The sequence below is a fragment of the Chryseobacterium sp. LAM-KRS1 genome (assembly GCF_013184525.1).
Taxonomy (GTDB): domain Bacteria; phylum Bacteroidota; class Bacteroidia; order Flavobacteriales; family Weeksellaceae; genus Chryseobacterium; species Chryseobacterium proteolyticum.
Window position 1 is genome coordinate 723,972 of sequence record NZ_JAAOIZ010000003.1, and the last position, 23,474, is coordinate 747,445.

21 protein-coding genes are annotated in these 23,474 nt (G+C 35.3%); 11 read left to right on the forward strand and 10 right to left on the reverse strand.

The features are described 5' to 3' along the window. Positions 1–122: 122 nt before the first annotated feature. The 4 genes from G9C87_RS10755 (at position 123) to G9C87_RS10770 (ending at position 3,184) form a co-directional block, all read left to right on the forward strand. Positions 123–911, forward strand: coding sequence for a hypothetical protein (locus G9C87_RS10755; protein WP_172280890.1), 789 nt, complete (start codon positions 123–125; stop codon positions 909–911). A gap of 172 nt (positions 912–1,083) precedes the next feature. Continuing rightward, positions 1,084–1,863 (forward strand): DUF6759 domain-containing protein, encoded by a 780-nt coding sequence (locus G9C87_RS10760; RefSeq protein WP_172280892.1) that lies wholly within the window; start codon positions 1,084–1,086, stop codon positions 1,861–1,863. A 75-nt stretch (positions 1,864–1,938) separates the two neighbouring features. Continuing rightward, on the forward strand, positions 1,939–2,616 hold the full coding sequence (gene trmB, locus G9C87_RS10765) for a tRNA (guanosine(46)-N7)-methyltransferase TrmB (protein ID WP_172280894.1): 678 nt from the start codon (positions 1,939–1,941) through the stop codon (positions 2,614–2,616). Positions 2,617–2,740: 124 nt separating this feature from the next. Then, a complete protein-coding gene (locus tag G9C87_RS10770) occupies positions 2,741–3,184 on the forward strand; it encodes a DUF6759 domain-containing protein (RefSeq protein WP_172280896.1) in 444 nt (147 codons plus the stop codon). Positions 3,185–3,255: 71 nt separating this feature from the next. Here the strand turns inward: G9C87_RS10770 and rpsB are convergent, their stop codons facing one another. The 3 genes from rpsB to rplM all read right to left on the reverse strand — a co-directional run bounded on the left by rpsB (position 3,256) and on the right by rplM (position 5,050). Beyond that, entirely contained in the window at positions 3,256–4,017 is a 762-nt protein-coding gene (gene rpsB, locus G9C87_RS10775; RefSeq protein ID WP_172280898.1) for a 30S ribosomal protein S2, read from the reverse strand. Between the two features lie 185 nt (positions 4,018–4,202). Continuing rightward, positions 4,203–4,589 (reverse strand): 30S ribosomal protein S9, encoded by a 387-nt coding sequence (gene rpsI / locus G9C87_RS10780; protein WP_172280899.1) that lies wholly within the window; start codon positions 4,587–4,589, stop codon positions 4,203–4,205. Between the two features lie 5 nt (positions 4,590–4,594). Then, positions 4,595–5,050, reverse strand: coding sequence for a 50S ribosomal protein L13 (gene rplM, locus G9C87_RS10785; protein ID WP_089027987.1), 456 nt, complete (start codon positions 5,048–5,050; stop codon positions 4,595–4,597). A gap of 389 nt (positions 5,051–5,439) precedes the next feature. Between rplM and G9C87_RS10790 the strand changes: the two genes are divergently transcribed. After that, a complete protein-coding gene (locus G9C87_RS10790; protein ID WP_172280901.1) occupies positions 5,440–6,537 on the forward strand; it encodes a DUF3667 domain-containing protein in 1,098 nt (365 codons plus the stop codon). Here the strand turns inward: G9C87_RS10790 and G9C87_RS10795 are convergent. Beyond that, positions 6,534–6,866, reverse strand: coding sequence for a hypothetical protein (locus G9C87_RS10795; protein WP_172280903.1), 333 nt, complete (start codon positions 6,864–6,866; stop codon positions 6,534–6,536). The two genes, G9C87_RS10790 and G9C87_RS10795, sit on opposite strands and share 4 nt — an antisense overlap. 182 nt (positions 6,867–7,048) lie before the next feature. Here G9C87_RS10795 and G9C87_RS10800 point away from each other — a divergent pair, with 182 nt between their 5' ends. After that, entirely contained in the window at positions 7,049–10,396 is a 3,348-nt protein-coding gene (locus G9C87_RS10800; RefSeq protein WP_172280905.1) for a methylmalonyl-CoA mutase family protein, read from the forward strand. Positions 10,397–10,470: 74 nt separating this feature from the next. Here the strand turns inward: G9C87_RS10800 and G9C87_RS10805 are convergent, their stop codons facing one another. Continuing rightward, entirely contained in the window at positions 10,471–13,203 is a 2,733-nt protein-coding gene (locus tag G9C87_RS10805) for a M16 family metallopeptidase (protein WP_172280907.1), read from the reverse strand. Between the two features lie 140 nt (positions 13,204–13,343). Between G9C87_RS10805 and G9C87_RS10810 the strand changes: the two genes are divergently transcribed. Continuing rightward, positions 13,344–14,381 (forward strand): hypothetical protein, encoded by a 1,038-nt coding sequence (locus G9C87_RS10810; RefSeq protein ID WP_172280908.1) that lies wholly within the window; start codon positions 13,344–13,346, stop codon positions 14,379–14,381. A gap of 19 nt (positions 14,382–14,400) precedes the next feature. Then, positions 14,401–15,120, forward strand: coding sequence for a diphthine--ammonia ligase (locus tag G9C87_RS10815; protein ID WP_172280910.1), 720 nt, complete (start codon positions 14,401–14,403; stop codon positions 15,118–15,120). A gap of 25 nt (positions 15,121–15,145) precedes the next feature. On the opposite strand, the gene G9C87_RS10820 is transcribed toward G9C87_RS10815, so the two are convergent. After that, positions 15,146–16,555, reverse strand: a complete 1,410-nt coding sequence (locus G9C87_RS10820) for a pyridoxal phosphate-dependent decarboxylase family protein (protein ID WP_172280911.1) — start codon at positions 16,553–16,555, stop codon at positions 15,146–15,148. Between the two features lie 275 nt (positions 16,556–16,830). On the opposite strand from G9C87_RS10820, the gene G9C87_RS10825 reads away from it, so the two are divergent. After that, positions 16,831–17,910 (forward strand): serine hydrolase domain-containing protein, encoded by a 1,080-nt coding sequence (locus G9C87_RS10825; RefSeq protein WP_228456999.1) that lies wholly within the window; start codon positions 16,831–16,833, stop codon positions 17,908–17,910. After that, on the forward strand, positions 17,910–18,431 hold the full coding sequence (locus G9C87_RS10830) for a 2'-5' RNA ligase family protein (protein ID WP_172280915.1): 522 nt from the start codon (positions 17,910–17,912) through the stop codon (positions 18,429–18,431). Before G9C87_RS10825 ends, G9C87_RS10830 begins: the two co-directional genes overlap by 1 nt. Before the next feature lie 51 nt (positions 18,432–18,482). Here G9C87_RS10830 and G9C87_RS10835 read toward each other — a convergent pair whose 3' ends face one another. Further along, the gene (locus tag G9C87_RS10835; RefSeq protein ID WP_172280917.1) at positions 18,483–19,847 is read right to left on the reverse strand and encodes a M64 family metallopeptidase; all 1,365 of its coding nucleotides are present in this window, start codon (positions 19,845–19,847) and stop codon (positions 18,483–18,485) included. 2 nt (positions 19,848–19,849) lie between these two features. Beyond that, positions 19,850–20,341 (reverse strand): hypothetical protein, encoded by a 492-nt coding sequence (locus G9C87_RS10840; RefSeq protein WP_172280918.1) that lies wholly within the window; start codon positions 20,339–20,341, stop codon positions 19,850–19,852. 102 nt (positions 20,342–20,443) lie between these two features. On the opposite strand from G9C87_RS10840, the gene ruvC reads away from it, so the two are divergent. Beyond that, on the forward strand, positions 20,444–20,998 hold the full coding sequence (ruvC, locus tag G9C87_RS10845; RefSeq protein WP_172280920.1) for a crossover junction endodeoxyribonuclease RuvC: 555 nt from the start codon (positions 20,444–20,446) through the stop codon (positions 20,996–20,998). 3 nt (positions 20,999–21,001) lie between these two features. Here ruvC and G9C87_RS10850 read toward each other — a convergent pair whose 3' ends face one another. Together G9C87_RS10850 and G9C87_RS10855 are read right to left on the reverse strand one after the other, a co-directional pair. Next, positions 21,002–21,448 (reverse strand): lipocalin family protein, encoded by a 447-nt coding sequence (locus G9C87_RS10850; protein WP_172280922.1) that lies wholly within the window; start codon positions 21,446–21,448, stop codon positions 21,002–21,004. Between the two features lie 54 nt (positions 21,449–21,502). Next, entirely contained in the window at positions 21,503–23,392 is a 1,890-nt protein-coding gene (locus G9C87_RS10855; RefSeq protein ID WP_172280924.1) for a zinc-dependent metalloprotease, read from the reverse strand. Positions 23,393–23,474: the final 82 nt, after the last annotated feature.

Sequence of the window (23,474 nt, forward strand, 5' to 3'; positions counted from 1 at the left end):
AAAAAATCAACGTTATAACATTCATTAACACTTATGAACTAAAGTTTAATATAACTTTAACCTGTTTTCACTATCTATCTAGGTATAAATTGATGTAATTCTATGTAATTTTGCCACATTATATGAAGAAACTTATAACGCTCTTGCTATTGGTTTTTCTTGCAAAGGTCAATGCTCAAATATATTCCGGGGAAGTATTCCTTAGAGACAATTCCATATTATATTTAAATCAGGTTTATGTAACAAACCTGAATACTCAGCGAACCGTTCTTACGGATTATAATGGTGATTTTAACATTCAGGCTAACCCAGGAGATGTTATACGTTTTACTTCAATCGTTACAGAAAGAAAAGATATCCGTCTTACCCCTCAGATGTTCGGCATTAAAAGCCTGATCGAGCTGAAAATTGCCTATCATGATATCCAGGAGGTTGTCATCAGCAGATTTAAACCTACAGGAAATTTACGATATGATGTTAATGCCTTAGCTAAGAAAGATAAAGCCCTTGAGCTGAAAAAGGTAATTGGCCTTCCGGAGCCTAAGGGAGATGGCAATCCGCCACAGCTTCCGGTAGCGGGACTTCGTGACGGTGGCTTAACATTTAGTCTTGAAAGCATTTACGATATTTTATCTGGAGAAAGAAAAAAGAAACAACGTTATGTTGCTTACGAGAACATGAATAATTCGGTGACTCAAATAAAGAACTATTTGGGTAAAGATTATTTCCTGAAATTTAAAATTCCTGAAAATTTAATTGATAACTTTTTACAATTTGTTTATTCTTCAGAGAATATACAACCTTATGTACAGGCAGGTAACTTTGAAGCTGTAAAAATTCCAATTGAAAAATATTTACCCATCTATCAAAGAAGATTAAAGAACTCCCATCTGCAAGATATTGTAAAATAACATACAGTTATTGAGATATTTACAAAAAAATTGTATTTATATACAATATATTCTTAAATTTATCTCACGTACTAGTGTAAAATAAAAATTATATTGGTACGTTATCTTTTTAAAGACTAACTGACCTGAATACAAATTAAGGAGAGATACCATTTAACCTAATATTTGTCAGATGAAAAAGTTACTTCTATTCTTTGGTACACTATTATTTATTAGCCTTTCTGCTCAGAAAAGAGGAAAGGACTACACGAATATTCTAAAAAGTAAAAACATTTATGAGATCAATGCTTTTCTTAGAGATGCCCATCCGGATGATCCCCGTAGATCAGTTTTAAAACCTAAAGTAATGGATATGATGAGGGAGTATATCAAGAATGCTCACCCGGCAGATCAAAAAGTAAAAGAAATGCAGGAAATGCTTGCTTTGCTTAAAAGGAGGCCATCTACCAAGATCACTTTTGATGAAATGAATGCTATCATTAAACAAAAGCAGATCGCAAAATACAAAGCAGAATTAGCTGCCAAACAATCTTCAATCGTTTATACGCCCAGTAATGCACAAAATGCAATTGTAGTCAACACATCTTCCACAACGGTAGCAATTCCCGATGCTGAAGCAGAAGAATTCAATATGCTGATGGCAGTTTCTCCCACGGAGCATAAGAACAGGACAGTACAGATCCTAAATTCATTGTTTGATAATGATCCTATGAGCAAAGAATGTATCGTGCTTATAGAAAACAAATCAGACTGTAACATGATCGTGCGAATGGAAGGTGTTGGTACTACAAAATACAGGCTCGCTGTTCCGGCACATAATGAGAACTCTATAGTTGTACAAAAAGGAGATTATCTTTTTACAAGCATTGTTTGCGGAGCACAATATGCCTCTCAAAAAACGATTCAAAAACCGATTATGGTTGCACTGGGATCCTCGGAACCTAAAAATTAAGCTTTTCTTTTTAAGAACAAAAGGAACCAGTTATGTATAAAAATCACTATTTTTGCCAGATTTTCATTTATAGTCATGGGTAAAAATAAAATAGCAAGATTCGAAGAAAACAAAATATTACCTAACGTCATTCAACCGACAAGGGAAGAAGTTTTAAGTGGTTTCGAACTTAAAGGAAATTGGAGAACTGATTTCTTTAAAAACAATAATCCTATTGTTCTTGAGTTAGGGTGTGGAAAGGGAGAATATTCTGTTGGTCTTGCAAAAGCATTCCCAGAAAAGAACTTTATAGGGATAGACATTAAAGGAGCAAGGTTCTGGTTCGGAGCTAAAGAGGCTGTTGAAAACAATATGCCTAATGTTGCTTTTTTAAGATCTCAGATTGAACTTGTAGATCACTTCTTTGCAGAAAATGAAGTGGATGAAATATGGATCACTTTCCCGGATCCTCAAATAAAATACAGACGTACAAAACACAGGCTGACTCATCCTGACTTTCTGGATCGGTATAAAAAATTCTTAAAACCAGGCGGAATCATTCATTTGAAAACAGATTCCGAATTTTTACATGGCTATACGTTAGGTTTTCTACAGGGAGCCGGCTATGAAATAATCACTGCCCATCACGACATTTACGGAGCTCCGGAGTATGATCCCGACACAAAATATTTAAGGGATATAAAAACATATTATGAAGCACTTTTTTCCGCAAAAGGAAAGACTATTACTTATATAAAGTTTAGAATAAGTTAGGTTTTATATGTAAACACATTTGATGAAAAACAACTATTCTGACTTTAATAAGATGCGAATAGATAGGGAAATAGAATTTTATAGATAAAAAGTAAAATCATACATTTACTGTTCAAAAATATATATGAAAAAGAAATTACTCTTACCTGGCATCATTCTCTCATTAATAATGATCAGCTGTAGTGTAAATTATAATAATTATCCAATCAGGAGAAATCCTTTTCCATCCACTTCTGCAACATCATCACGCGTAAGTACGGAACGTGAGTATAATGAATTAATGAAGACTTATAAGCCTGAAACAACTGAAGTATTAAATGACCTGTTAAATGACTCATCAGGGAGTACACAAACCTCTTTTTCTGTAGAGAATAAATCTCCTTGTAATATGGTCCTTACAATAAGCGGAAACAATTACTACAGAAAAATACCGATTGGAGCAAACAAAATAGGATACGTAATGCTTCCCAAAAATCAAAGTTATAAGCTTTCCGGGATGGTCTGCAACTCTGTATATCAATCGACAAAATTTATTACAAACTCCTACTCTATCACTTTATCCAACTAAAAATTTTTATATCATAAAAAAAGGCCACTAATTGTATTAGTGGCCTTTTATATAATAAAGAAAATCTTTAATTATTCTGCATCGAAATCAGCATCTGTATCAGCAGATACTTTTTCTCCTTCTTCTTTAGATTTTTCTTTGTCAGCTTTTCTCTGAGATTGACCTTCTCTGATAGAATCAGAAACAACATTTAAGATCATATCGATAGACTTAGAAGCATCATCATTTCCTGGAATAACGAAATCTACTTTTCTAGGATCAGAGTTGGTATCTACGATACCGAAAACTGGAATACCTAATTTTTTAGCTTCAGTTACAGCGATGTGCTCTCTTAAGATATCAACAACAAATATTGCAGAAGGAAGACGAACCATGTCAGAGATAGAACCTAAGTTCTTCTCAAGGTTAGCTCTTTGTCTGTCTACCTGAAGTCTCTCTTTTTTAGATAAAGTTTCGAACGTTCCATCTTTTTTCATTTTATCGATAGAGTTCATTTTCTTAACAGCCTTTCTGATTGTAACAAAGTTTGTTAACATTCCTCCTGGCCATCTTTCTGTAATATAAGGCATATTAAGTTCTGAAGCGTGCTTAGCAACAACTTCTTTTGCTTGCTTCTTAGTAGCTACAAAAAGAACTTTTTTACCTGCAGAAGTAAGTTTTTCTAAAGCGCTACAAGCTTCATCCAACTTTACTGCTGTTTTATGTAAGTCTACAATGTGAATACCATTTTTCTCCATAAAAATGTATGGAGCCATATTTGGATTCCACTTTCTAGTCATGTGACCGAAGTGTACACCAGCCTCTAAAAGGTCTTTTACATTTGCTTTTGCCATGTTTTCTGTTTTTGTTAGTTTACTTTCCGTCTTTTAAACAATCAACAACTTCTTTAGATGGGAGAAGCGTTTGGATGCTAAACGTAACGGGCAATTTAAAATTTAGATTAATAGATTTCAGATATAAGATACCAGACAAGAAAAAGTCTGAAATCTGATGTCTCCAATCTGATGTCTGAAAAAAATTAACGTTTTGAGAATTGGAATCTCTTTCTTGCTTTTTTCTGACCTGGCTTCTTTCTTTCCACCATTCTTGCGTCTCTTGTAAGTAAACCAGCTGGCTTTAATGCTAATCTGAACTCAGCGTTGATTTCGCATAAAGCTCTTGAAATACCTAATCTGATAGCTTCTGCTTGTCCTGTATTTCCACCACCGAAAACATTTACGGTAACGTCATACTGACCAACAGTTTCAGAAAGGATAAATGGTTGATTTAACTTGTAAACCATTACGTCTGTAGAGAAATAATCTTTAGCATCTTTACCGTTTACTGTAATGTTACCAGTACCTGGCTTTACGTAAACTCTTGCTACAGAAGTCTTTCTTCTACCAATTTTATGAACTGTAGACATATTAATTATTTAAATTCGTTAATATTAATTGTTTTAGGCTGTTGAGCTTCATGCTTGTGCTCAGTTCCTTCATATAAGTAAAGGTTTTTGAACAAAGCAGAACCTAATCTGTTTTTAGGTAACATACCTTTTACAGACTTTTCTAATACTTTCAAAGAATCTTTCTTTTGAAGTTCAGCCGCAGTCATAGATTTTTGACCTCCTGGATATCCTGTATGCCAGATGTAAGTCTTATCTTCCCACTTGTTTCCGGAAAGCGTAATTTTCCCAGCATTCAAAACAATAACGTTATCACCACAATCTACGTGAGGTGTAAAGTTTGTTTTGTGCTTACCTCTCAAAATCTTTGCAACCTGAGAAGCTAGTCTTCCCAACGGTTGTCCTTCAGCGTCTACCACAACCCATTCTTTATTAGCAGTAGCTTTGTTCGCTGAAACAGTTTTGTAACTTAATGTATTCACACGTTTTAGTTAAAGATTAAACATAATTTTCCCTCTAAGGGTGTGCAAAGATACAAATTAAATTTGTAATGGAAAAACATATTTGATTTAATATGCAGGTTATGGGTTTAGCTTAAACGATTCGACAGATTTCATCTATGGAAAATATTCTTGGCACAGATATTGCAAAATCATATTCGATGAAAAAAAAGTTTTAGAAGATTCTAAAAACACAGGTGATAAAGTAAAGAGTTTAGTCACTAAACTCTTACTTTATTAACTTTTATTCAAAGATACCCCATTATTATTACCAATTACCTATCCGTGAAATTATATTTTACATTAATTTGATGTAAAAAATTATTTTTCATTCTCGAAATAATTATATTTGCCGCAAAGCCTTAATAGTCATGAGTCACGGAAAAATAAGAGAAGAAAAAAACTGCCTCAACTGCGGACACCTTGTAGAAGAGAGATTCTGCCCACACTGTGGACAGGAAAATACAGAACCGAGACAACCCTTCTATTTTCTTTTCACCCATTTCATTGAAGATTTTACTCATTATGATGGACAATTCTGGAAAACGATAAAGTACCTGCTATTCCAGCCGGGAAAATTAACCAAAGAATATCTATCCGGAAAAAGACAAATTTACGTGGCCCCTGTAAAGCTTTACATATTTGTGAGTTTTATAACTTTTTTCGTCCCTACCCTTTTCCCTCAGTCAGAAGATACAGATGATGAAGCAACTGAAAAACATTCCATACAAAAAGAAAAAGAGCAGAAAAAAGAACTGACTGCAAAAATAATTGATAGTGTAAAATCAGGAATGCTTGCAGAAGGGTATAATAAAAATGACAGCATTGTACATAAAAGCATATCCAAAATAAAAAAAATTGAGGATCTTATTGACAAAAAAGAAGTGCTAAGTTCTGAAAAAGACCAATTTGCAATATTAGGAGCGACATCAATGAAACAATATGATTCGCTAAGCAAAAAAGGAGGAGGAAATTATAAATCTTTAAGACCTTTTGCTAAAAAAATATTCCATTTACAGGACAGAGGTTTGAAAAGAAAAGAAATAATAGGCCGTTTTGTAGATACATTCATCCACTCTTTCCCAAAAGCCCTTTTTATTTACTTACCTATATTCGCATTCTTTCTATGGGTATTTCACAATAAGAAAAAATGGTGGTATTTTGATCATGGAATATTTACCCTTCATTACTTTTCTTTTCTCTTATTAACTACCCTGATCTTCATTCTCACCAACCATCTTACAGCAATACTGCCCAACTATACCCCTATCAAAATTATTTTTGGATTATTCTATTGTGCTTTATTCTTTTATACCTCAGCCTATTTCTTTATTGCCCACCACAGGCTTTATGAAAACAGCAAGAGGAAAAGCATATTAAAAGGTTCATTGCTATTTATCATCAACTGTATCGGATTACTCTTTATGCTAATGATATTAAGCTACATCAGTTTTATAACGATGCATTAATTACGTAAAGACTTACTGCCTCTAAAACTCGCAATTAAATAATAAGCTACAAATACAGTAGAAAATTTAAGAATAGAAGGAATCGCAAGTTTCAAATCAAAAAGAACAGATCCCACCAAAACCAAAACAGCCATTGCCGCAAAAGACAATCCCAACTTTTGAGGCAGTGAAAAATTAGGCGTATCTAAATAATAAGCCAATCCCCATGCAAAACCAAAAGCAACAGCATAATATAGGTCAAGCCCGATATTCTGACTGCTTAAGAAGAAATAGTTAATAAGAAAACTGATCACAGTTCCTATCGCAAAATAAATCGAAGCTTTCTGCATATAATAATATATGATGCAAAAGTAATTAATTTACCTATTATTTCCGTGCAGAATGCAAAGGAAATGGAGAACCTCAATTTCGGCAAAAACACCTAAACACTTGAATTAAAGAAATATAAAGTTCAATATTATGTTCTGTATTATTGTTATATTTGGAAATTCAGAAATTTTCTAGATTTTTTATGGAAACCCAAAAATATACCCCTAAAAACAAAGTTAGAATTGTAACAGCAGCGTCATTATTTGACGGACATGATGCGGCAATTAATATTATGCGTCGTGTTATTCAGGGAACCGGCTGCGAAGTCATTCACCTTGGACATGACAAATCAGCTGAAGAAGTTGTAAATACTGCCATCCAGGAAGATGCAAATGCTATAGCTTTAACCTCTTATCAGGGAGGACACAATGAATATTTCAAATATATTTATGATCTTCTGAGAGAAAAAAATTCGCCACAGATCAAAATCTTCGGAGGAGGAGGAGGAGTAATCCTGCCGGAAGAAATCCAAGATCTTATGTCTTACGGAATCGACAGAATTTATTCCCCGGATGATGGAAGAGAGCTTGGCCTTCAGGGAATGATTGATGATCTGGTTAACAGATCAGATTTTGCCACAGGAAAAGATGTAACAGCACAGGATCTGGACTCTATCAATTTCGAAAATTCAACCAGCATTGCTAAAATTATCTCTGCTGTTGAAAACTTCTCTGATGAAAAACCGGAGCTTGTTAAAGCTATCGATGAAAAAGCAAAAGATCTGAATATTCCCATTATTGGTATTACAGGTACCGGTGGTGCCGGTAAATCCTCATTGACTGACGAATTGGTAAGACGTTTTCTGCGTTCCAATACAGATAAGAAAATAGCGATTATATCTATTGACCCATCTAAAAAGAAAACAGGAGGAGCATTACTTGGAGACAGAATCCGTATGAATGCGATCAATGATCCAAGAGTTTATATGCGGTCCATGGCAACCAGAGAAAACAATGTATCCGTTTCTCCATTTATTCATTCCGCTTTGAATGTTTTAAAACTTGCCCACCCGGATGTTATTATCCTTGAAACTTCCGGTATCGGACAATCAGGCTCTGAAGTTTCAGACTTTGCAGATGTTTCCATGTATGTAATGACTCCTGAATACGGAGCATCTACACAGCTGGAAAAGATAGACATGCTTGATTATGCAGATCTTGTAGCTCTAAACAAATCGGATAAACGTGGCGCATTGGATGCTTTACAGGCCGTGAGAAAACAGTTCCAGAGAAACCATCTTTTATGGGAGAGCCCATTGGATGACATGCCGGTATATGCTACAAAGGCTTCACAGTTTAACGATCACGGTACTACAGAACTATACAACAGATTAATTTCTAAAGTTAACGACAAATTTTCGGGGCTAAACCTCAATACTTTCGTTGAGCAGGAAATCACAGATGAAGTGACCATAATTCCACCCAAAAGAGTTCGTTATTTATCAGAGATCGTGGAAAACAATAAGCAGTATGATGTAAACATTGAAAAGCAGGCAGAGCTTGCCAGAAAAATGTATCATATTGATGGTGTGAAAAAAATTATCTCTAATGAAACTTTAGATGCCGAATACCAAAAGGCAGAAAAGGACCTCCAGCAGGAGAATATTGATTTCCTTAAAAACTGGGATGACACCAAAAAGGCATTTCATCAGGAATTCTATTCATATTTTGTTCGTGGAAAAGAAATTAAGGTAGAAACCTCAACAGAATCCCTGTCTCATCTGAAGATTCCTAAAATTGCATTACCAAAATATAATGACTGGGGAGATCTTATTCTATGGAAAGGTAAAGAGAATCTTCCGGGAAGCTTCCCTTTCACTGCCGGAATTTATCCCTTCAAAAGAACCGGAGAGGATCCTACAAGGATGTTTGCGGGAGAAGGTGGACCGGAGAGAACGAACAGAAGATTCCATTATGTTTCTGCGGAAATGCCTGCTAAGCGTTTATCTACAGCTTTTGATTCAGTAACATTATATGGCCAGGATCCTGCCTTACCCCCAGATATCTATGGTAAAATCGGAAATGCAGGAGTTTCTATTGCGACACTGGATGATGCTAAAAAATTGTATTCCGGCTTCGACCTTATTAATGCAATGACTTCGGTTTCTATGACCATCAACGGACCTGCTCCTATGTTGCTTGCCTTTTTTATGAATGCAGCGATAGACCAGAATGTTGAAAAATATATTGTGGAGCATAAACTTGAGGATAAAGTAGAAGCTGTTCTTAAAGCCAAGTTCGATGACAAAGGATTGCAAAGGCCCCATTATAATGGAGAGCTTCCTCCTTCCAACAATGGATTAGGACTAAAATTACTGGGAATTACCGGAGATGAAATTATTCCTAAAGAAGAATATGAAAAAATTAAAGCCCATACGATTGCCACTGTAAGAGGTACCGTACAGGCCGATATATTAAAAGAAGATCAGGCACAAAATACCTGTATCTTCTCTACGGAATTTGCTTTGAGATTAATGGGCGACGTTCAGGAGTACTTTATAAAAGAAAAAGTAAGAAACTTCTATTCTGTTTCCATTTCCGGGTATCATATTGCTGAAGCCGGGGCGAATCCAGTTTCCCAGTTAGCATTTACATTAGCTAATGGTTTCACATATGTGGAATATTATTTAAGCCGAGGAATGGACATCAATGATTTTGCTCCTAACCTATCATTCTTCTTTTCAAATGGTATTGATCCCGAATATTCAGTGATCGGGCGTGTTGCAAGAAGAATCTGGGCAAAAGCCATGAAAATAAAATATGGAGCAGATGAAAGAAGTCAGATGCTGAAGTATCACATTCAGACTTCCGGACGTTCACTGCATGCGCAGGAAATTGATTTCAATGACATCAGAACAACTCTTCAGGCTTTATATGCCATTTATGACAACTGTAATTCACTTCATACGAATGCTTACGATGAGGCCATTACAACTCCTACAGAGCAATCCGTTAGAAGAGCAATGGCTATCCAGCTGATCATTAATAAAGAGCTTGGTCTGGCGAAAAATGAAAATCCGCTTCAGGGTTCATTCATCATTGAAGAATTAACGGATCTGGTTGAAGAAGCCGTGTATGCAGAATTCGACAGGATTACAGAAAGAGGAGGTGTACTTGGGGCGATGGAAACCATGTATCAACGTTCAAAAATCCAGGAAGAATCCATGCATTACGAATGGCTGAAGCATACCGGAGAATATCCTATAATCGGAGTAAATACATTCCTGGGTAAAGATGGCTCACCAACTGTTCGTCCGGGAGAAGTTATTCGATCTACTGAAGAAGAAAAACAGGTTCAGATTGAAACACTTCACAATTTCCAACAAGCCAATCTTGATAAATCTGAGGCAGCTTTAAAAGAATTACAATATGCAGCTATTAATCAGCAAAACCTCTTTGCTGTTATGATGGATGCTGTAAAATATTGCTCTCTTGGGCAAATTACCAATGCTTTATTTGAAGTAGGAGGTAAATACAGACGTAATATGTAATCAATATTTTATTATAAATAAAAAAACCGCAGGATTTCTGCGGTTTTTTATTTGAATTGTATCTGATAAGACTTCTATTTTTTATTGAAATCTCCGGCGAAAACAGAGATAATATTATTCTCAGAAAGATATTTTTTCAAAGCAGCATTCACTTCGGATAATTTCAGGTTCTGAATTTTTGTATTTTGTTCATCAAATGTATCCAATGAAACTCCAAAAAGAAGCTGAGTATTTACAAGGTTAACCAATGTTCCATCAGAACCTAAACTGGTTTTCCTTTCATTAGCATAACTTTTTTTATTGGAATCAAGTTCTTCCTGCGTAAAACCTGAAGCTAATGCTTTGTTAATTTCTTCTTTAATAGCAGCTTCTACAGCATTTCTTTTTGTAGGATTTAAAAAAGCATAATAATTCCATGAAGCAACATCATTTGAAACAGGAACATCCAGATATGAACCAACTCCATATGAAATTCCTTCCTTTTCACGCAACCTCATTGGTAATCTTGCAGAAAGGAATCCTCCACTTCCTAAAATTTCATTTGCCATCACTAAAGCCGGGTAATCAGGATGATCCTGCGACATCTTGAAGCTTGAAGTTCCAAGGGCAACTGCATTTTCTTTATCTGGAGTTATGATATTTTTATCTTGTTTTTTAGTTTCAAAGAATGTTGGTTTTACCTCTACAAATTTTGATTTAGCAGTAAATTTTCCAAATGTTTTCTCTAATTCAGAAGAAGCAATTTTTGGATCAATATTCCCGATTACAGTACCTACACCATTGGATGCTCCCATAATATTCTGATAGAAATCAACAATCTGGGCTTTAGTTACTTTTTTATTTTCATCAATTTGCTCCTGTAGGGAAGCTACATAGAAGATACTCGTTTTAGGGTATGGGGATGCCAGTCTCTGTAACTCATTACCTGCAATAGCTTGAGGATCCTTTAATTGTCCTTCCAACTGAGTATTTACTTCAGTAATAGTTTTAGCAATTTCGTTTTCCGGGAAAGTAGAATTTGTCAGTATATCCTGTACGATGGCCATTACTTTTGAATAATACTGTTTGTAAGTATTCACTCCAATGATTAAATTCTGGTCATATACGTAAGCATACATAGAAGATTTCATTTGATCTAATTCATCTTTTATTTGCTCTTTTGTTCTGGTTTTGGTTCCCGATTTCAATAAAGAAGCAGTAATATTTCCAATAGCTTCTTTGCCTTGCAGGTCTTTTTCATTTCCGATTCTTAAACGGAAATTCGCTTGAATTTTTTCTCCTTTAAGCTCTTTATTGATAAGCCCATACTTCATCCCATTAGACAACTTTCCTTCAGTAAGGTTTTTCTTAATATTTGCAATGGAAGCTTCAAAAGGGGCTGGTTCTTTCTCCAAAGCTCTTCCTTTGTAATCTTTTACCAGATCTGCAATCTGGTTATCCCTGAATTCTGTAGGGAATACCCTTTCTTCATTAGGAGAAGGTCGGAAAACACCCATCGTACGGTTGTTGTTTTTAAAATATTTTTGAGCAACCTTGCTGATATCTTCCAGTTTTAGATTTTCTACATGATCACGGTACAGAAAATTTAATTTATAGTTTCCTGCTCCGATAATTTCGGTAAGATTAATTGCAAAATTAATGGTATTATTTTTCTGGTTTTCTATGTCTTTAATCAGTTTTGCTTTCGCTCTTTTAAGATCATCCTGAGTAAATTGAATGGAAGAGATTTTATCAAGTTCTGCCCTTACGAGTTTGGTGGTTTCGTCTAAGTTCTTATCTTTTGGAACATCAAAATTAAAATACACCATCCCCGGATCTCTTAAAACAGGGCTGAATGTCCAGACTCCGGAAACCTTCTGAGTTTCTACCAGACTTTTATACAAATATCCGGAAGGATTTGAGGTAAGGATCTCATAAAGTGCAGATAAGGCAGCATAATCTTTATCTGCATAGGCAGAAGTATGATAACCTGCAGCTATAATCTGCTGATCATTATTTCTCTTGATTTCAAAATACTTTTCTCCGTTCTGAGCTGGCTCTACGGTATAAGTTCCTCCTAATTCACGTGAAGGTTTTTTAATTACTGAAAAATAATCAGAAATATATTTCAATGCGCTTTTCTCATCAAATTTTCCTGCAACAATAAGAGTTGCATTATCGGGTTGGTAATATTTCTCATAGAATTTTCTTAAGGTCGGAGCTTTTACCCGTTCAATATCTTCCTTACTGCCAATTGTACTGTTCCCGTAATTGTGCCAAACGTATCCATTAGAAAATACATTTTGCATCATCACTCTTGTAGGATTATTCTCTCCAATTTCAAATTCGTTTCTAACCACGGAAAACTCTTTATCCAGATCACTCTGTAAAATCGTAGCATTGATCATTCTGTCCGCTTCCATCTGTAAAGACCATTTCAGGTTTTCTTCATTGGATGGGAAAATTTCATAATAATTTGTTCTATCATACCAGGTTGTCCCATTAGCCTGCCCACCTTTATCAGAAAGCTGCTTTTTAATATCTCCAAGGTTTTTGGTACTCTTGAACAACATATGCTCAAGCAAATGTGCCATTCCTTTTTCACCATATCCTTCATCTTTTGATCCTACATTATACACAATATTCACAACCATATTGCTTTGGGAAGGATCAGGAATCAAAAGAACTTTCATCCCATTATTAAGAGTATACTCTTTAATACCTTCCGTATTGCCAATAAATTTAGGAGTCTCGGTACTCTGTGAAAAGACAGGATTAATAGTTCCTGTAAAAAATAGGACAGCTGTCCCCAGTAGTAAGTTTTTCATAGTATTTAATAAATTTCGTTCTTAAATTTAATAAGTTTTTCTCATCATTGATTGAAATATTTATACGAATAAAAAATCTATTAAATCTCAGGCAGATTCTTTATTTTCGCAAATAAAACATCATCATTATATTCATTGTCATGAAAATATACATCAACAAAATCAGCATTCTTTCAATGCTATTGTTCTCTATCTTTCTATTTTCTCAAAAACGCACAGAAGATTTCTCAATCAGTTTTCCTGATCAAAAACTGGAGAAAAGCTATTATAAAACCATTAAGCTTATTGACATAAGGACAGATACTACTTCACTGGGGATTGTACAGAAAGGAGCATTCAACGCAAAGGCTAAGGTTGTTCCCGGAGTAAGCCTTGCCAATCAGTTTCAAAATCTTTTGAACCATATTAATGGAAGCAATGTAGAAGATGGCACCATCGTTATGTATCTTAAACAATTATACTTTGCAGAAGTAACAGGAGCGTTCAGTGAACATGGATATTGCTATTTTCAGGCATTTTTATTTGCAAAAAATGATGATGGAACCTACTCCTATCTTGACAAAATCGACTCTGTTATTGATCATTCCTCAATGGACGTTACCAAAGCAACGATGAAAAAAGGGAGTGAGATGGTGAGTAATTTTATCAGCAAAAATATTTCAAAAAAAGCAACCGCAACAGATCATTATACTCTGGAAGATGTAAAGAATTTTGATGCGATTGAAAAGCAAAAACTGAGTCTGTACAGCTCTGATCAACTCAAGGAAGGTTTATATAAAGATTATAATTCGTTTAAAAATCAGGAACCTGAAAAACAAATTGCCAATGCCAAATTTTATGGCAAATCTCCAAAGATCATTAAGGTTTACGAAACTATTGATACAAAAGAAAAGGAAATCAAAAAAAATGACTATTATGCATTGGTATATCAAGGATCTCCTTATATCTATGTCCCGATGGAAAATGCTTTCTCAAAAGCTGAAAAGAAGGATGGTGATTTCTATTTTACCGGTAAAGTAAAAGGAAGCGCAAAAATGGGAGATGTGGTCACAGCGTCTATATTTTTTGGGATTGTCGGAGGCTTAATTGCTTCCAGTTCATCTTCTGCTTACCCATTTGAACTAAAGATTGACTACCTTAATGGTGCATTTATTCCGATTAAAGAAATCCAAAAATAGGCATCTGAAATAGTAATACATGAAACCCAAAGCCTTATTCAACTGGAGTAGCGGAAAAGATTCTGCCCTTGCATTATATAAAACCTTTAAAGAGGAAAAATTAGATATAATTGGTCTTCTTACCAGTATCAATCAGGAATATCAGCGGATTTCCATGCATGGGGTTCATGTTTCTCTATTGGAAGAACAAGCTTCAAGCATAGGACTTCCTTTAATTAAAATGGAACTTCCTAAAGAACCATCTATGGAACAATACCGCGACATCATGAACAAAACGATGACCGGTATAAAGTCCCGTGGAGTCACCCATTCCATATTTGGAGATATTTTTCTCGAAGATCTGCGAAAATACAGGGAAGACCAATTGAAATCTATCGGGATGGAAGCTGTTTTTCCACTTTGGAAAAAAGATACGAAAAAACTTATTCATGAATTTCTTGATCTGGGTTTTAAAACGATCGTAACCTGCGTCAATGAAACCTATTTAGATAAAAGTTTTGCAGGGAGGATTATTGATGAAAATTTCATCTCGGACTTACCTGAAAATGTAGACCCTTGCGGAGAAAATGGCGAGTTCCATACTTTTACTTTTGATGGTCCCATTTTTAAAACACCAATTCAGTTTGAAATTGGTGATATTGTAAAAAAAACCTATCCAAAACCAAATGCAGAGGATCATGAAAATGGTGATGAATATGTCTTTTGGTTTTGTGATCTGATCAAAAATAAAACGCTGTAGAACGATTGGTTCTACAGCGTTATTTTTAGTTCAATGTCTCTGATATCTCCTTCATGAGATCAAAAACCATACTTATATCATTTTCATTGGTTCTCCAATTTACAAATGCAGCCCTGATCCCTTTATGCTGATTATAAAAAGTAGGCGTCATAAATACTTTTCCTGTACTATTTAATTTTTCTAAGAATTCATTAACCTTATCCTGATCAGCTTCATTTTTCAAAGTGAAACACACCGTATTCAGACGGACAGGTGCCAGAAGCTTAAAATCCGAACTGCTATCTATAAAATGACCAAGCTGTTTAGCCCATCTTATATTATTCTCAACTATTTCCTGATACCCTTGTTTTCCATAGGCCATTATTGAAAACCAGGCAGGTAAGGCTTTTAACCTTCTTGAGTTTTCAGGGAGGAAATTCAGATAACTGAAGTTTTCCAACGGATCCCCGAGATATGGAGCATTGGAATTCTGGAATGTCTCTACCTGTAATAACCTGTACTGATCTTTTACGAAAAACACTGCACTTTCGTAAGGAACGTTTAGCCATTTATGGCAATCCACAGTAATACTGTCAGCCTGCTCCCAGCCTTCCAAAAGATGTTTGGTTTCATCTGAGCAAGCGGCAAATCCTCCAAATGCAGCATCAATATGCCACCAGAAGTTATGCTTTTTTTTAAGTTCAGCTATTGTCTTAAAATCATCAAAATCTACCGTATTCACAGTTCCACCACTGGAGATCAGGATAAATGGCTCCCCTTTTAATTCAATGATACGATTTTCCAGATCATCTATATTCATCGCTTCCCTATTCCCTTCTATTGTTTTAATTTTCACAATATTTCCGCTTCCTATCCCTAAAAGTGATAGTGATTTAAGGCTTGAAGAATGAGGTGTCGCGGTAAGTACTTTTATGGGTATCGAAATGCCGTCTTTTGCAATATCTTTTTCTTTTTCTCTTCCTAACCATTGTCTTGCTACTGCCAGACAGGTAAAATTAGACATTGTTGCTCCGGTTACAAAGCCACCGAGAAAATTTTTAGGGAGCCCCAAAAGATCGAGCATTAATTGTATGGTTTCCAGCTCTATAATGGCAGAAACCCCTCCCTGTCCTTTTGTTGATTGGGTATTCTGGTCATAAACAGAAGCCAGCCAGTCTCCGGCAATAGAAGCAGGAGTGGAACCTCCTGTAACAAAACCCCAGTATCTGGGACCTGATGATCCAACCATAACCGGTTCAAATCTTTCATTAAAAACTTCCAGTACTTTTTTTGTCCCATATCCGGACTCCGGTACTTTGTCTTTGGAAACATATTCCTTTGAATCAACGGATGTTTTTCTATCGGGTAAAGCATCCAGATAAGCAAGCCCCTGCTTTTTTATAGTTTCTAATAAGTTGCCGATTTCCGACAAATCATTTTCAAGATGTTTTTCCATTTTTGAATTAATAATCTATTCAAAAATATTACTTTCTGTAATAATTTAGTTTATATAATTTACAGGTCTTTCATAATTTGGCAGAGCTTTTCCCTTGATTACAATAATTTAAAAATCGCCCCCGGAGCTCTCACATCATTTTTTCTATTTATTTGGCATGGTTTGCATCCTTTTTGATGCTGTAGCTTTAAATTAAAAAACAAATGCTGAAATTTTCCCACTTATTGTTCCCATTAATCATTTTTACACTCTCATTAACCGCATGCAAGAATTCGATGGAATCTATAAAAACGGTTGACAGGAATGCAATCGTCGACTCCACCATTACCGCCTTCGAGAAAAAACTTTTGGAAAAACAGATCGACTCTGTATTCTCACGATTTAATTTTAACGGAAGTATTGCTGTTTTCAAGGATTCTACCCAATTATATAAAAAAGAAAGCGGCCTATCTAACTTTGAAAATAAAACAAAAATCAACGACAGTACTATTTTTGCCATCGGCTCTGTAAGTAAGCAATTTACGGCAGTTCTTGTTTTACTTGAAATGGAACAAAACAAGCTGAATATCGAAGATAAGGTTTCCAGATACCTCAAGGAATTTCAAACAAAAGAATACGAAAATATTACAATCCGTCAGCTTCTGAACCATACCTCTGGATTAAATACGCTGGGAGGTAAGCTTTTATTCAAAAGTGGATCGGGTTTTTTCTATTCCAATGATGGCTTTAATGCATTGGGAAAAATCGTTGAAAAAGTATCAGGAAACTCTTATGACAAAAACGTCCAGGAATTGTTTAAAAAGGCAGGAATGAAAAATTCTTCAACAGGAGATGTTTTTGAGGGAAAGAATTTCGCAAGTGCTTATATTGGAAATAAGAAGAATGCGGAAAGGGTTCCTAATATGCCGCGCAGATTGGGAGGAAAAGAAATTGGGATCCCTGCAGGTGGAATTCTTTCTACCATAGATGATTTACGCCGCTGGAATAACGCTCTGTATGGTGGTAAAGTTTTGAAACCGGAAACCCTTCAGAAATTCATCTCTAAAAGTTCCGAAAGACATCATGCTATTTTAGGAAAAATGGGTTACGGATATGGTATAATGCTCAATATAGGCGAACCGACAGCCTATTTCCACAGTGGCTATGTTATGGGTTCTCCTTCCCTAAACATTTATTACCCATATACTAAAACTTCAGTCATTATATTGTCTAATATTGCTGATGAGGCAAAGGGCAAAGCTTCAGTTTTCAGACCGCATATTGAGGTAAAGAAAATCACAGATGCTATTGAAAACACGGTTATCGACTTAAGACAACAAATGATAAGAACAAGTAATAATAAAAATGAATTGTAATGAAAAAATTATATTTCATTGCTATTTATCCTCCTCAACGGATCATTGATGAAATAAAACTCTTCAAAGAAGACCTTGCTTACCATTATCAAAATTCAAAAGCGGTTAAAAATGATGCTCATATCACCTTGTTACCTCCATTTTCAAGAGAGACAGAGCTTGAGAATGATATTATTGAAGCGTTTGAAAGAATAGATACTTCCCTATCTCCATTCGAAATCGTTCTCAATGGCTTTGGAAGCTTTCCGAATCCAAAAAATCCGGTGATCTTTGTACATCCTGAATACAATCCGGGCCTTATAGATATTTACCATCGTGTAAAAAAACAATTTAGCTTTGGCAAAGGCTCCTTCAACCCTCATATGACCGTTGGATACAGAGATTTGAGTTTTGAAAATTACCTGAAAGCCTGGAAAGTTTATCAAAACAAACCTTACGAAAATAAATTTACCGTTGATAAAATTCTGCTTCTGAGATATGACGGAAAATGGGTACCCATCAGAGAAAAGAAACTACAATAAAAAATCGGCCACTGGGCCGATTCATAATGTTATGTATATTTTCGATTACTTTTATTCTTTTACAATTTTTTGTGAAATGATCAGACCTTCATCTTCACTTACAGCTAAAGTATAGATTCCAGAAGGAATAGTACTGATATTAACAAAGATTGTAGAAGCATTTTTCATTTCAAATTTGACAGGAATCAATTTACCCGATCCATCATACAATGCTACTTTTACATTCTTTGAAAAGTCCTGTTTACCTTTGATATAGAATTCATTCTCTGCCGGATTCGGATAGATTCCGAATCTTCTTTCTTCTGCTTTAATTTCAGACATCCTTAACGTTGAGGTCTTATTCAGTTTCCAGGTTACCGTGGCAAAATGAACCGTATTGTGACTGTTAACTTTTATTAAAGGACTGTTGTCGGTAACAGAGAAAATAAGGGTATTAAGACCGCTATTCAGTTGTGATGGAGAAACTGTTAAGGTATTACTCGTTGAAGAAAGAGCCGTTCCATTGAGAGTCCAGGAATTGACCAATGTATTAGGGATTGGCAAAACTTCATTTACAGTAAATGTTACGGCGGCATTACCATTCACATTGCTGCTGTTGGCTGGTGTATAAGAGTCAATCGGTGATACTAATGAATGTATTCTCTCAATAATGGCCTCTTTACAAACGGAACAAAACTGTCTGTCCAGATATCTCATTTCACAATTTTGATGTGGACGGTACCATGAAGGGCTTTCGGTATAGGGATACACTCCCACACTGTTTAATCCTAACCAGTTTTTCCATTTGATGGTTGCTGTATTGGAGTTTTGTGTCTTGTTAGGTGACTCCCCTGTTCCTGCAAACCAATATTCATCCGCAAGCTTTCCAAAGGAATGCCCAAGTTCATGTACTACAATCTCATTTGAAGAGCCATTTAGCGACGCAAATGCATAAGCACCTCCGCATCCGCCATACTCTGTAGAGTTACCCAGAACGTACGTAATATCATAATCAGGAACATTAGCTGCGAGAACCTGCGCTACTTTATTTGTACTATTGCTGTAAATACAGCGGTGTACACCAAAGTCAAATGAAGAGCCCAGGTAATTATTGGGATTGGAAACAGGAATAACCGGCTCTGTAACATCCGTTGCTGTTCCAGGATGTTTTACACCTGTTTCTGTTGATACTACTTTTACAGCATACGCATTAAAATAATTTTTATATTCTGTATATGGACTTTTTGTAAAGAGATAGTTAATCGTAGACTGTGCAGAATTCACAAAATTAGTTTGCTGAGCAGAAGTAAATCCATCACCCAATACTGCGATATTGATCCGGTTAGAGTTTGAACCGTTATTAAGCAGAGAAACTGTCTGAAAGGTTTGTGAAAAGCACAATGAACTTACGAATAGGAGAAATAAAGTTTTTTTCATGGCTATAGTTTTTGGTTAAATAATAATTGATTTCCTGCATGGGTAACTTTTTCCACTTTCACGATCTGGATTTCTCCGGAATGAGGATAGCGCACACTGAATTCAGCATTATCCGAGGAAACTTTGTGTCTTCCGATTCCGTCTTTATCAAAACTTTCCAGATTCTGATTTAGAGGATCTTCAACCAGCTGTTTCACAATTTCTTTTCCGCTGGCATCAGTAAGTGATATAATAAAATCACCAAGACCTGCTGAGTTTCTGTCAAAAGAAGGGATGGATTTCAACTTTCCTTCAGTAATTTTCTTTGATTCGAGGGTAATTTTTTCAGGACCGGATTTCGTTTTTTCTACCTTAAAAAACAGGTACACAATTTGATTTTTGTCTTGTTGACAATTAACATTCTCAGATGATCTTCCATAACTTAAGTCTTTCACTACCAGAAAGCTATACAGCACAAAAGTCGGAAGAATTAAAAAGGTTAGTAAATTTTTCATAATCATTTTTTGATGAAGTTAAGAAGATTTCACCAAAATAAGATTTATTTTTACTGTTTTTTTTCTAAGGGAAAAAATTCAGAAAGTCATATCTTTGACGAAATGATTGCAGAAAAGATAATTTTAGGTATTGACCCGGGAACTGCCATAATGGGCTTTGGGATTATTTCCATTAAAAAAGGTCAGATGGAAATGGTTTCCATCCACGAGCTTATTTTGAAAAAATATCCCAACCATGAAACAAAGCTAAAATACATCTTTGATAAAACCCTAGCCTTAATTGATGAGTATCACCCGGACGAGGTTGCCCTGGAAGCTCCATTTTATGGAAAAAATGTTCAGAGTATGCTAAAACTGGGACGTGCACAAGGGGTAGCAATGGCAGCGAGCCTTCATCGAAATATTCCGATTACCGAATACTCACCTAAGAAAATAAAAATGGCTATTACAGGAAATGGGAATGCCAGCAAAGAACAGGTAGCAGGGATGCTTCAAAACCTTCTGAAGCTAAAAGAATTTCCAACAAAATATCTGGATGCATCTGATGGTCTTGCCGTAGCTGTTTGTCATCATTTTAATTCAGGAACAATTGCTGATACAAAATCTTATTCCGGATGGGAAAGTTTTTTAAAGCAGAATCCTGACCGTTTAAAATAAGCGTTACTGTCTTTCATAAATATCTTCTATAGCAGTAACCTTTCCATAGATGATATCATTATAAAGAATGGAAAATCTGTTTTTCGAAATGATTCTAAATTGTTTATTTTCTTTTAGATCTGCATCCATATATGAGAATGAATTTTTATTAATCGTCACTAAATTTCTTGCTGACGAACTTATTATCTCACAGTTTTTTCCATTTGCATACTTTTTAATAAAAAAAATATTTCCATTTTCTTTTTCGAATAATAAAGTGGTCTTCTTTGTACATTCGTGAAGTGGATATATTTTACTTATCTCTCCATCTTTATAGGTTTCTTCAACTAATTTCCATTTTCCGATAAAGTAATATTGATCACTCTCCAGACTCTTTCTTTTTACTGCGGGAGATTGTGATTGGCAACTTAGCATAAAACTACAGCATAATAAGAAAATTAATCTTTTCATTGTTTAGCATCTTTTAGTAAAAAAGGCCCTTTTTTTAAAGGGCCTTCTACTCTATTAGTTATTTATAAATTTCTTTGATTCTTTTTTATCACCGTAAGTGATAATGTATACTCCTTTTGGTAATGTTTGGTTGATTCGAACTTCATTCGTTTTAGAAGTACCTTTCTGCAATACTTTTCCACTCATGTCATAGATCTGGTAATCTCCAAAACTTACATTTTTACTTCCTATCAGTTGAAGTTTATTTTCTGATTTTGTATAAACAATTTTACTTTCCGAACTTCCTTTAACTTCAGATGTTCCTAATGCTTCTAAAATCTTAACTGCATAGTCCTCCATTTGCCCATATTGTAACTGAGAGCAAGGGGTAAGATCAGGAAGATTTACTGAATTATACGTCGCAGCATCCACTGCAATTCTCATCCTCAAATAAGTATTTTTCACAGCATTGGCAGGAGGAGTAATCGTGTTGGTAACGGTCATCCCTGTTCCGGTCAAATTGCCTGATAAATGATTTACGACCAATTCACTATCTTCAAAAGACCCATTGTTATTATAATCGATCCAGACTTTTGTTCTAAACTTTTCTGCCTGACTAAAAGTATATGCATAAGTTACTTTCAGCTCCGTTCCTGTAGTTGACGGTATTTCGGTATAGTATGCAGGCCTGATACAATTTGCAGAAGCAAAATCATCATAATATGAAGGAGTTGCTTCATCTGAATCGTAGCCATTAGTAGTACTGTTTATAGTTCCAAATTTAACGTTGGTAGCACCGATCGCAAAATTATTATTGGTAGGGTGCGCTGTACTTGGCGGATTACATTGGGCTGCAACTACAGAAACTGGCGAAGGAATAACAATCGACGGATCTTTACCCGCTGTAGAGTTAAGCAGATCTTTTCTATACTCCATCATTAACAAAATAGCCCGGTCTCTTTGTCCTTCCGTAAATTTACGGTTAGAATTGGTGTAATTCATAACATTATATTGAGTTCCGTCGTAGTTTTGTCCGGTACATGGATCAATAGCAGTATTGTTAGGAACAGCAACACCATACATGCTTCTAGATGGTGAAGTATCACATACTCTATCTCCTGTTGTTGCACAATCATTACTAGGAGGGCAACTTGATTGATCAGTATATGAAACTCCCTGAAATGTATGATAAAGTCCAAAAGCATGTCCAAGTTCATGAGTTAATGTCGTATCATTTTGATTTTTAATGGTTGCCACCTTCATAAAGCTTTCATAATCATAAGCATAAGAATCCGGGAATTTTGCGTATCCCATTAATCCATAAGATAATTGCTGCTGCCCATCAAAACCGATCACTACATAAATATTAAAGTATGAATTTTCCGGCCAATGGTGCGCTAACTCATTTTTAATCTGGCTATCACTAGCTCCACTTGAACTTTGCATCTTAACTCCCCTTGTATCATAACCTGGAATAGTACTTCCATTATATCTCACAATACCGGTAGTAGGAGTACAGCTAGGTGATCTTTTAGCCAATACGAGCTTAAAAGGAATTACTGCTCCTCCAGTTGGTCCGGAACCTTCAGGGTAAAATCCATTGCCAAAAGTTGTAGCATACATACTGTTCGCTCTGTCGATCCAGTCGATAATTTCCTGATCAGTAACATGTAAATTTGCATTAGCAGTTGCCTGAGATTCAATAACATGTACTACAACAGGGATTTCATAAACTTGTCCGGTATAAAGTCCGTTCCACGAAGTACTAGCGCCAACTTTATTAAGATAAGACTGCTTATTCATGGAAGCTAATCTGGCTTCTACAATCTCCCTGTTTTTCTTTAGTTCAGGGTGTTTAGCATCCATTTGCGACATGATTTGGTCAAAACCACAAATATTTTGCACATTTTGAGAAAATGCATTAACCCAAAGGATCAACGCAAAACATAGAACTATTCTCTTCATATTCAACTATTTTTTTAATTTATTCGATGCAAAACTATTATTTATTTTAACAAATTGACAAAATATATTGAAAAAACGTAAA

Coding starts and splice junctions, on each gene's coding strand:
- G9C87_RS10755 (WP_172280890.1), top strand. CDS start 123: ATGAAGAAACTTATAACGCTCTTGCTATTGGTTTTTCTTGCAAAGGTC.
- G9C87_RS10760 (WP_172280892.1), top strand. CDS start 1,084: ATGAAAAAGTTACTTCTATTCTTTGGTACACTATTATTTATTAGCCTT.
- trmB (WP_172280894.1), top strand. CDS start 1,939: ATGGGTAAAAATAAAATAGCAAGATTCGAAGAAAACAAAATATTACCT.
- G9C87_RS10770 (WP_172280896.1), top strand. CDS start 2,741: ATGAAAAAGAAATTACTCTTACCTGGCATCATTCTCTCATTAATAATG.
- rpsB (WP_172280898.1), bottom strand. CDS start 4,017: ATGGCAAAAGCAAATGTAAAAGACCTTTTAGAGGCTGGTGTACACTTC.
- rpsI (WP_172280899.1), bottom strand. CDS start 4,589: ATGTCTACAGTTCATAAAATTGGTAGAAGAAAGACTTCTGTAGCAAGA.
- G9C87_RS10790 (WP_172280901.1), top strand. CDS start 5,440: ATGAGTCACGGAAAAATAAGAGAAGAAAAAAACTGCCTCAACTGCGGA.
- G9C87_RS10795 (WP_172280903.1), bottom strand. CDS start 6,866: ATGCAGAAAGCTTCGATTTATTTTGCGATAGGAACTGTGATCAGTTTT.
- G9C87_RS10800 (WP_172280905.1), top strand. CDS start 7,049: ATGGAAACCCAAAAATATACCCCTAAAAACAAAGTTAGAATTGTAACA.
- G9C87_RS10805 (WP_172280907.1), bottom strand. CDS start 13,203: ATGAAAAACTTACTACTGGGGACAGCTGTCCTATTTTTTACAGGAACT.
- G9C87_RS10810 (WP_172280908.1), top strand. CDS start 13,344: ATGAAAATATACATCAACAAAATCAGCATTCTTTCAATGCTATTGTTC.
- G9C87_RS10815 (WP_172280910.1), top strand. CDS start 14,401: ATGAAACCCAAAGCCTTATTCAACTGGAGTAGCGGAAAAGATTCTGCC.
- G9C87_RS10820 (WP_172280911.1), bottom strand. CDS start 16,555: ATGGAAAAACATCTTGAAAATGATTTGTCGGAAATCGGCAACTTATTA.
- G9C87_RS10825 (WP_228456999.1), top strand. CDS start 16,831: ATGGAATCTATAAAAACGGTTGACAGGAATGCAATCGTCGACTCCACC.
- G9C87_RS10830 (WP_172280915.1), top strand. CDS start 17,910: ATGAAAAAATTATATTTCATTGCTATTTATCCTCCTCAACGGATCATT.
- G9C87_RS10835 (WP_172280917.1), bottom strand. CDS start 19,847: ATGAAAAAAACTTTATTTCTCCTATTCGTAAGTTCATTGTGCTTTTCA.
- G9C87_RS10840 (WP_172280918.1), bottom strand. CDS start 20,341: ATGAAAAATTTACTAACCTTTTTAATTCTTCCGACTTTTGTGCTGTAT.
- ruvC (WP_172280920.1), top strand. CDS start 20,444: ATGATTGCAGAAAAGATAATTTTAGGTATTGACCCGGGAACTGCCATA.
- G9C87_RS10850 (WP_172280922.1), bottom strand. CDS start 21,448: ATGAAAAGATTAATTTTCTTATTATGCTGTAGTTTTATGCTAAGTTGC.
- G9C87_RS10855 (WP_172280924.1), bottom strand. CDS start 23,392: ATGAAGAGAATAGTTCTATGTTTTGCGTTGATCCTTTGGGTTAATGCA.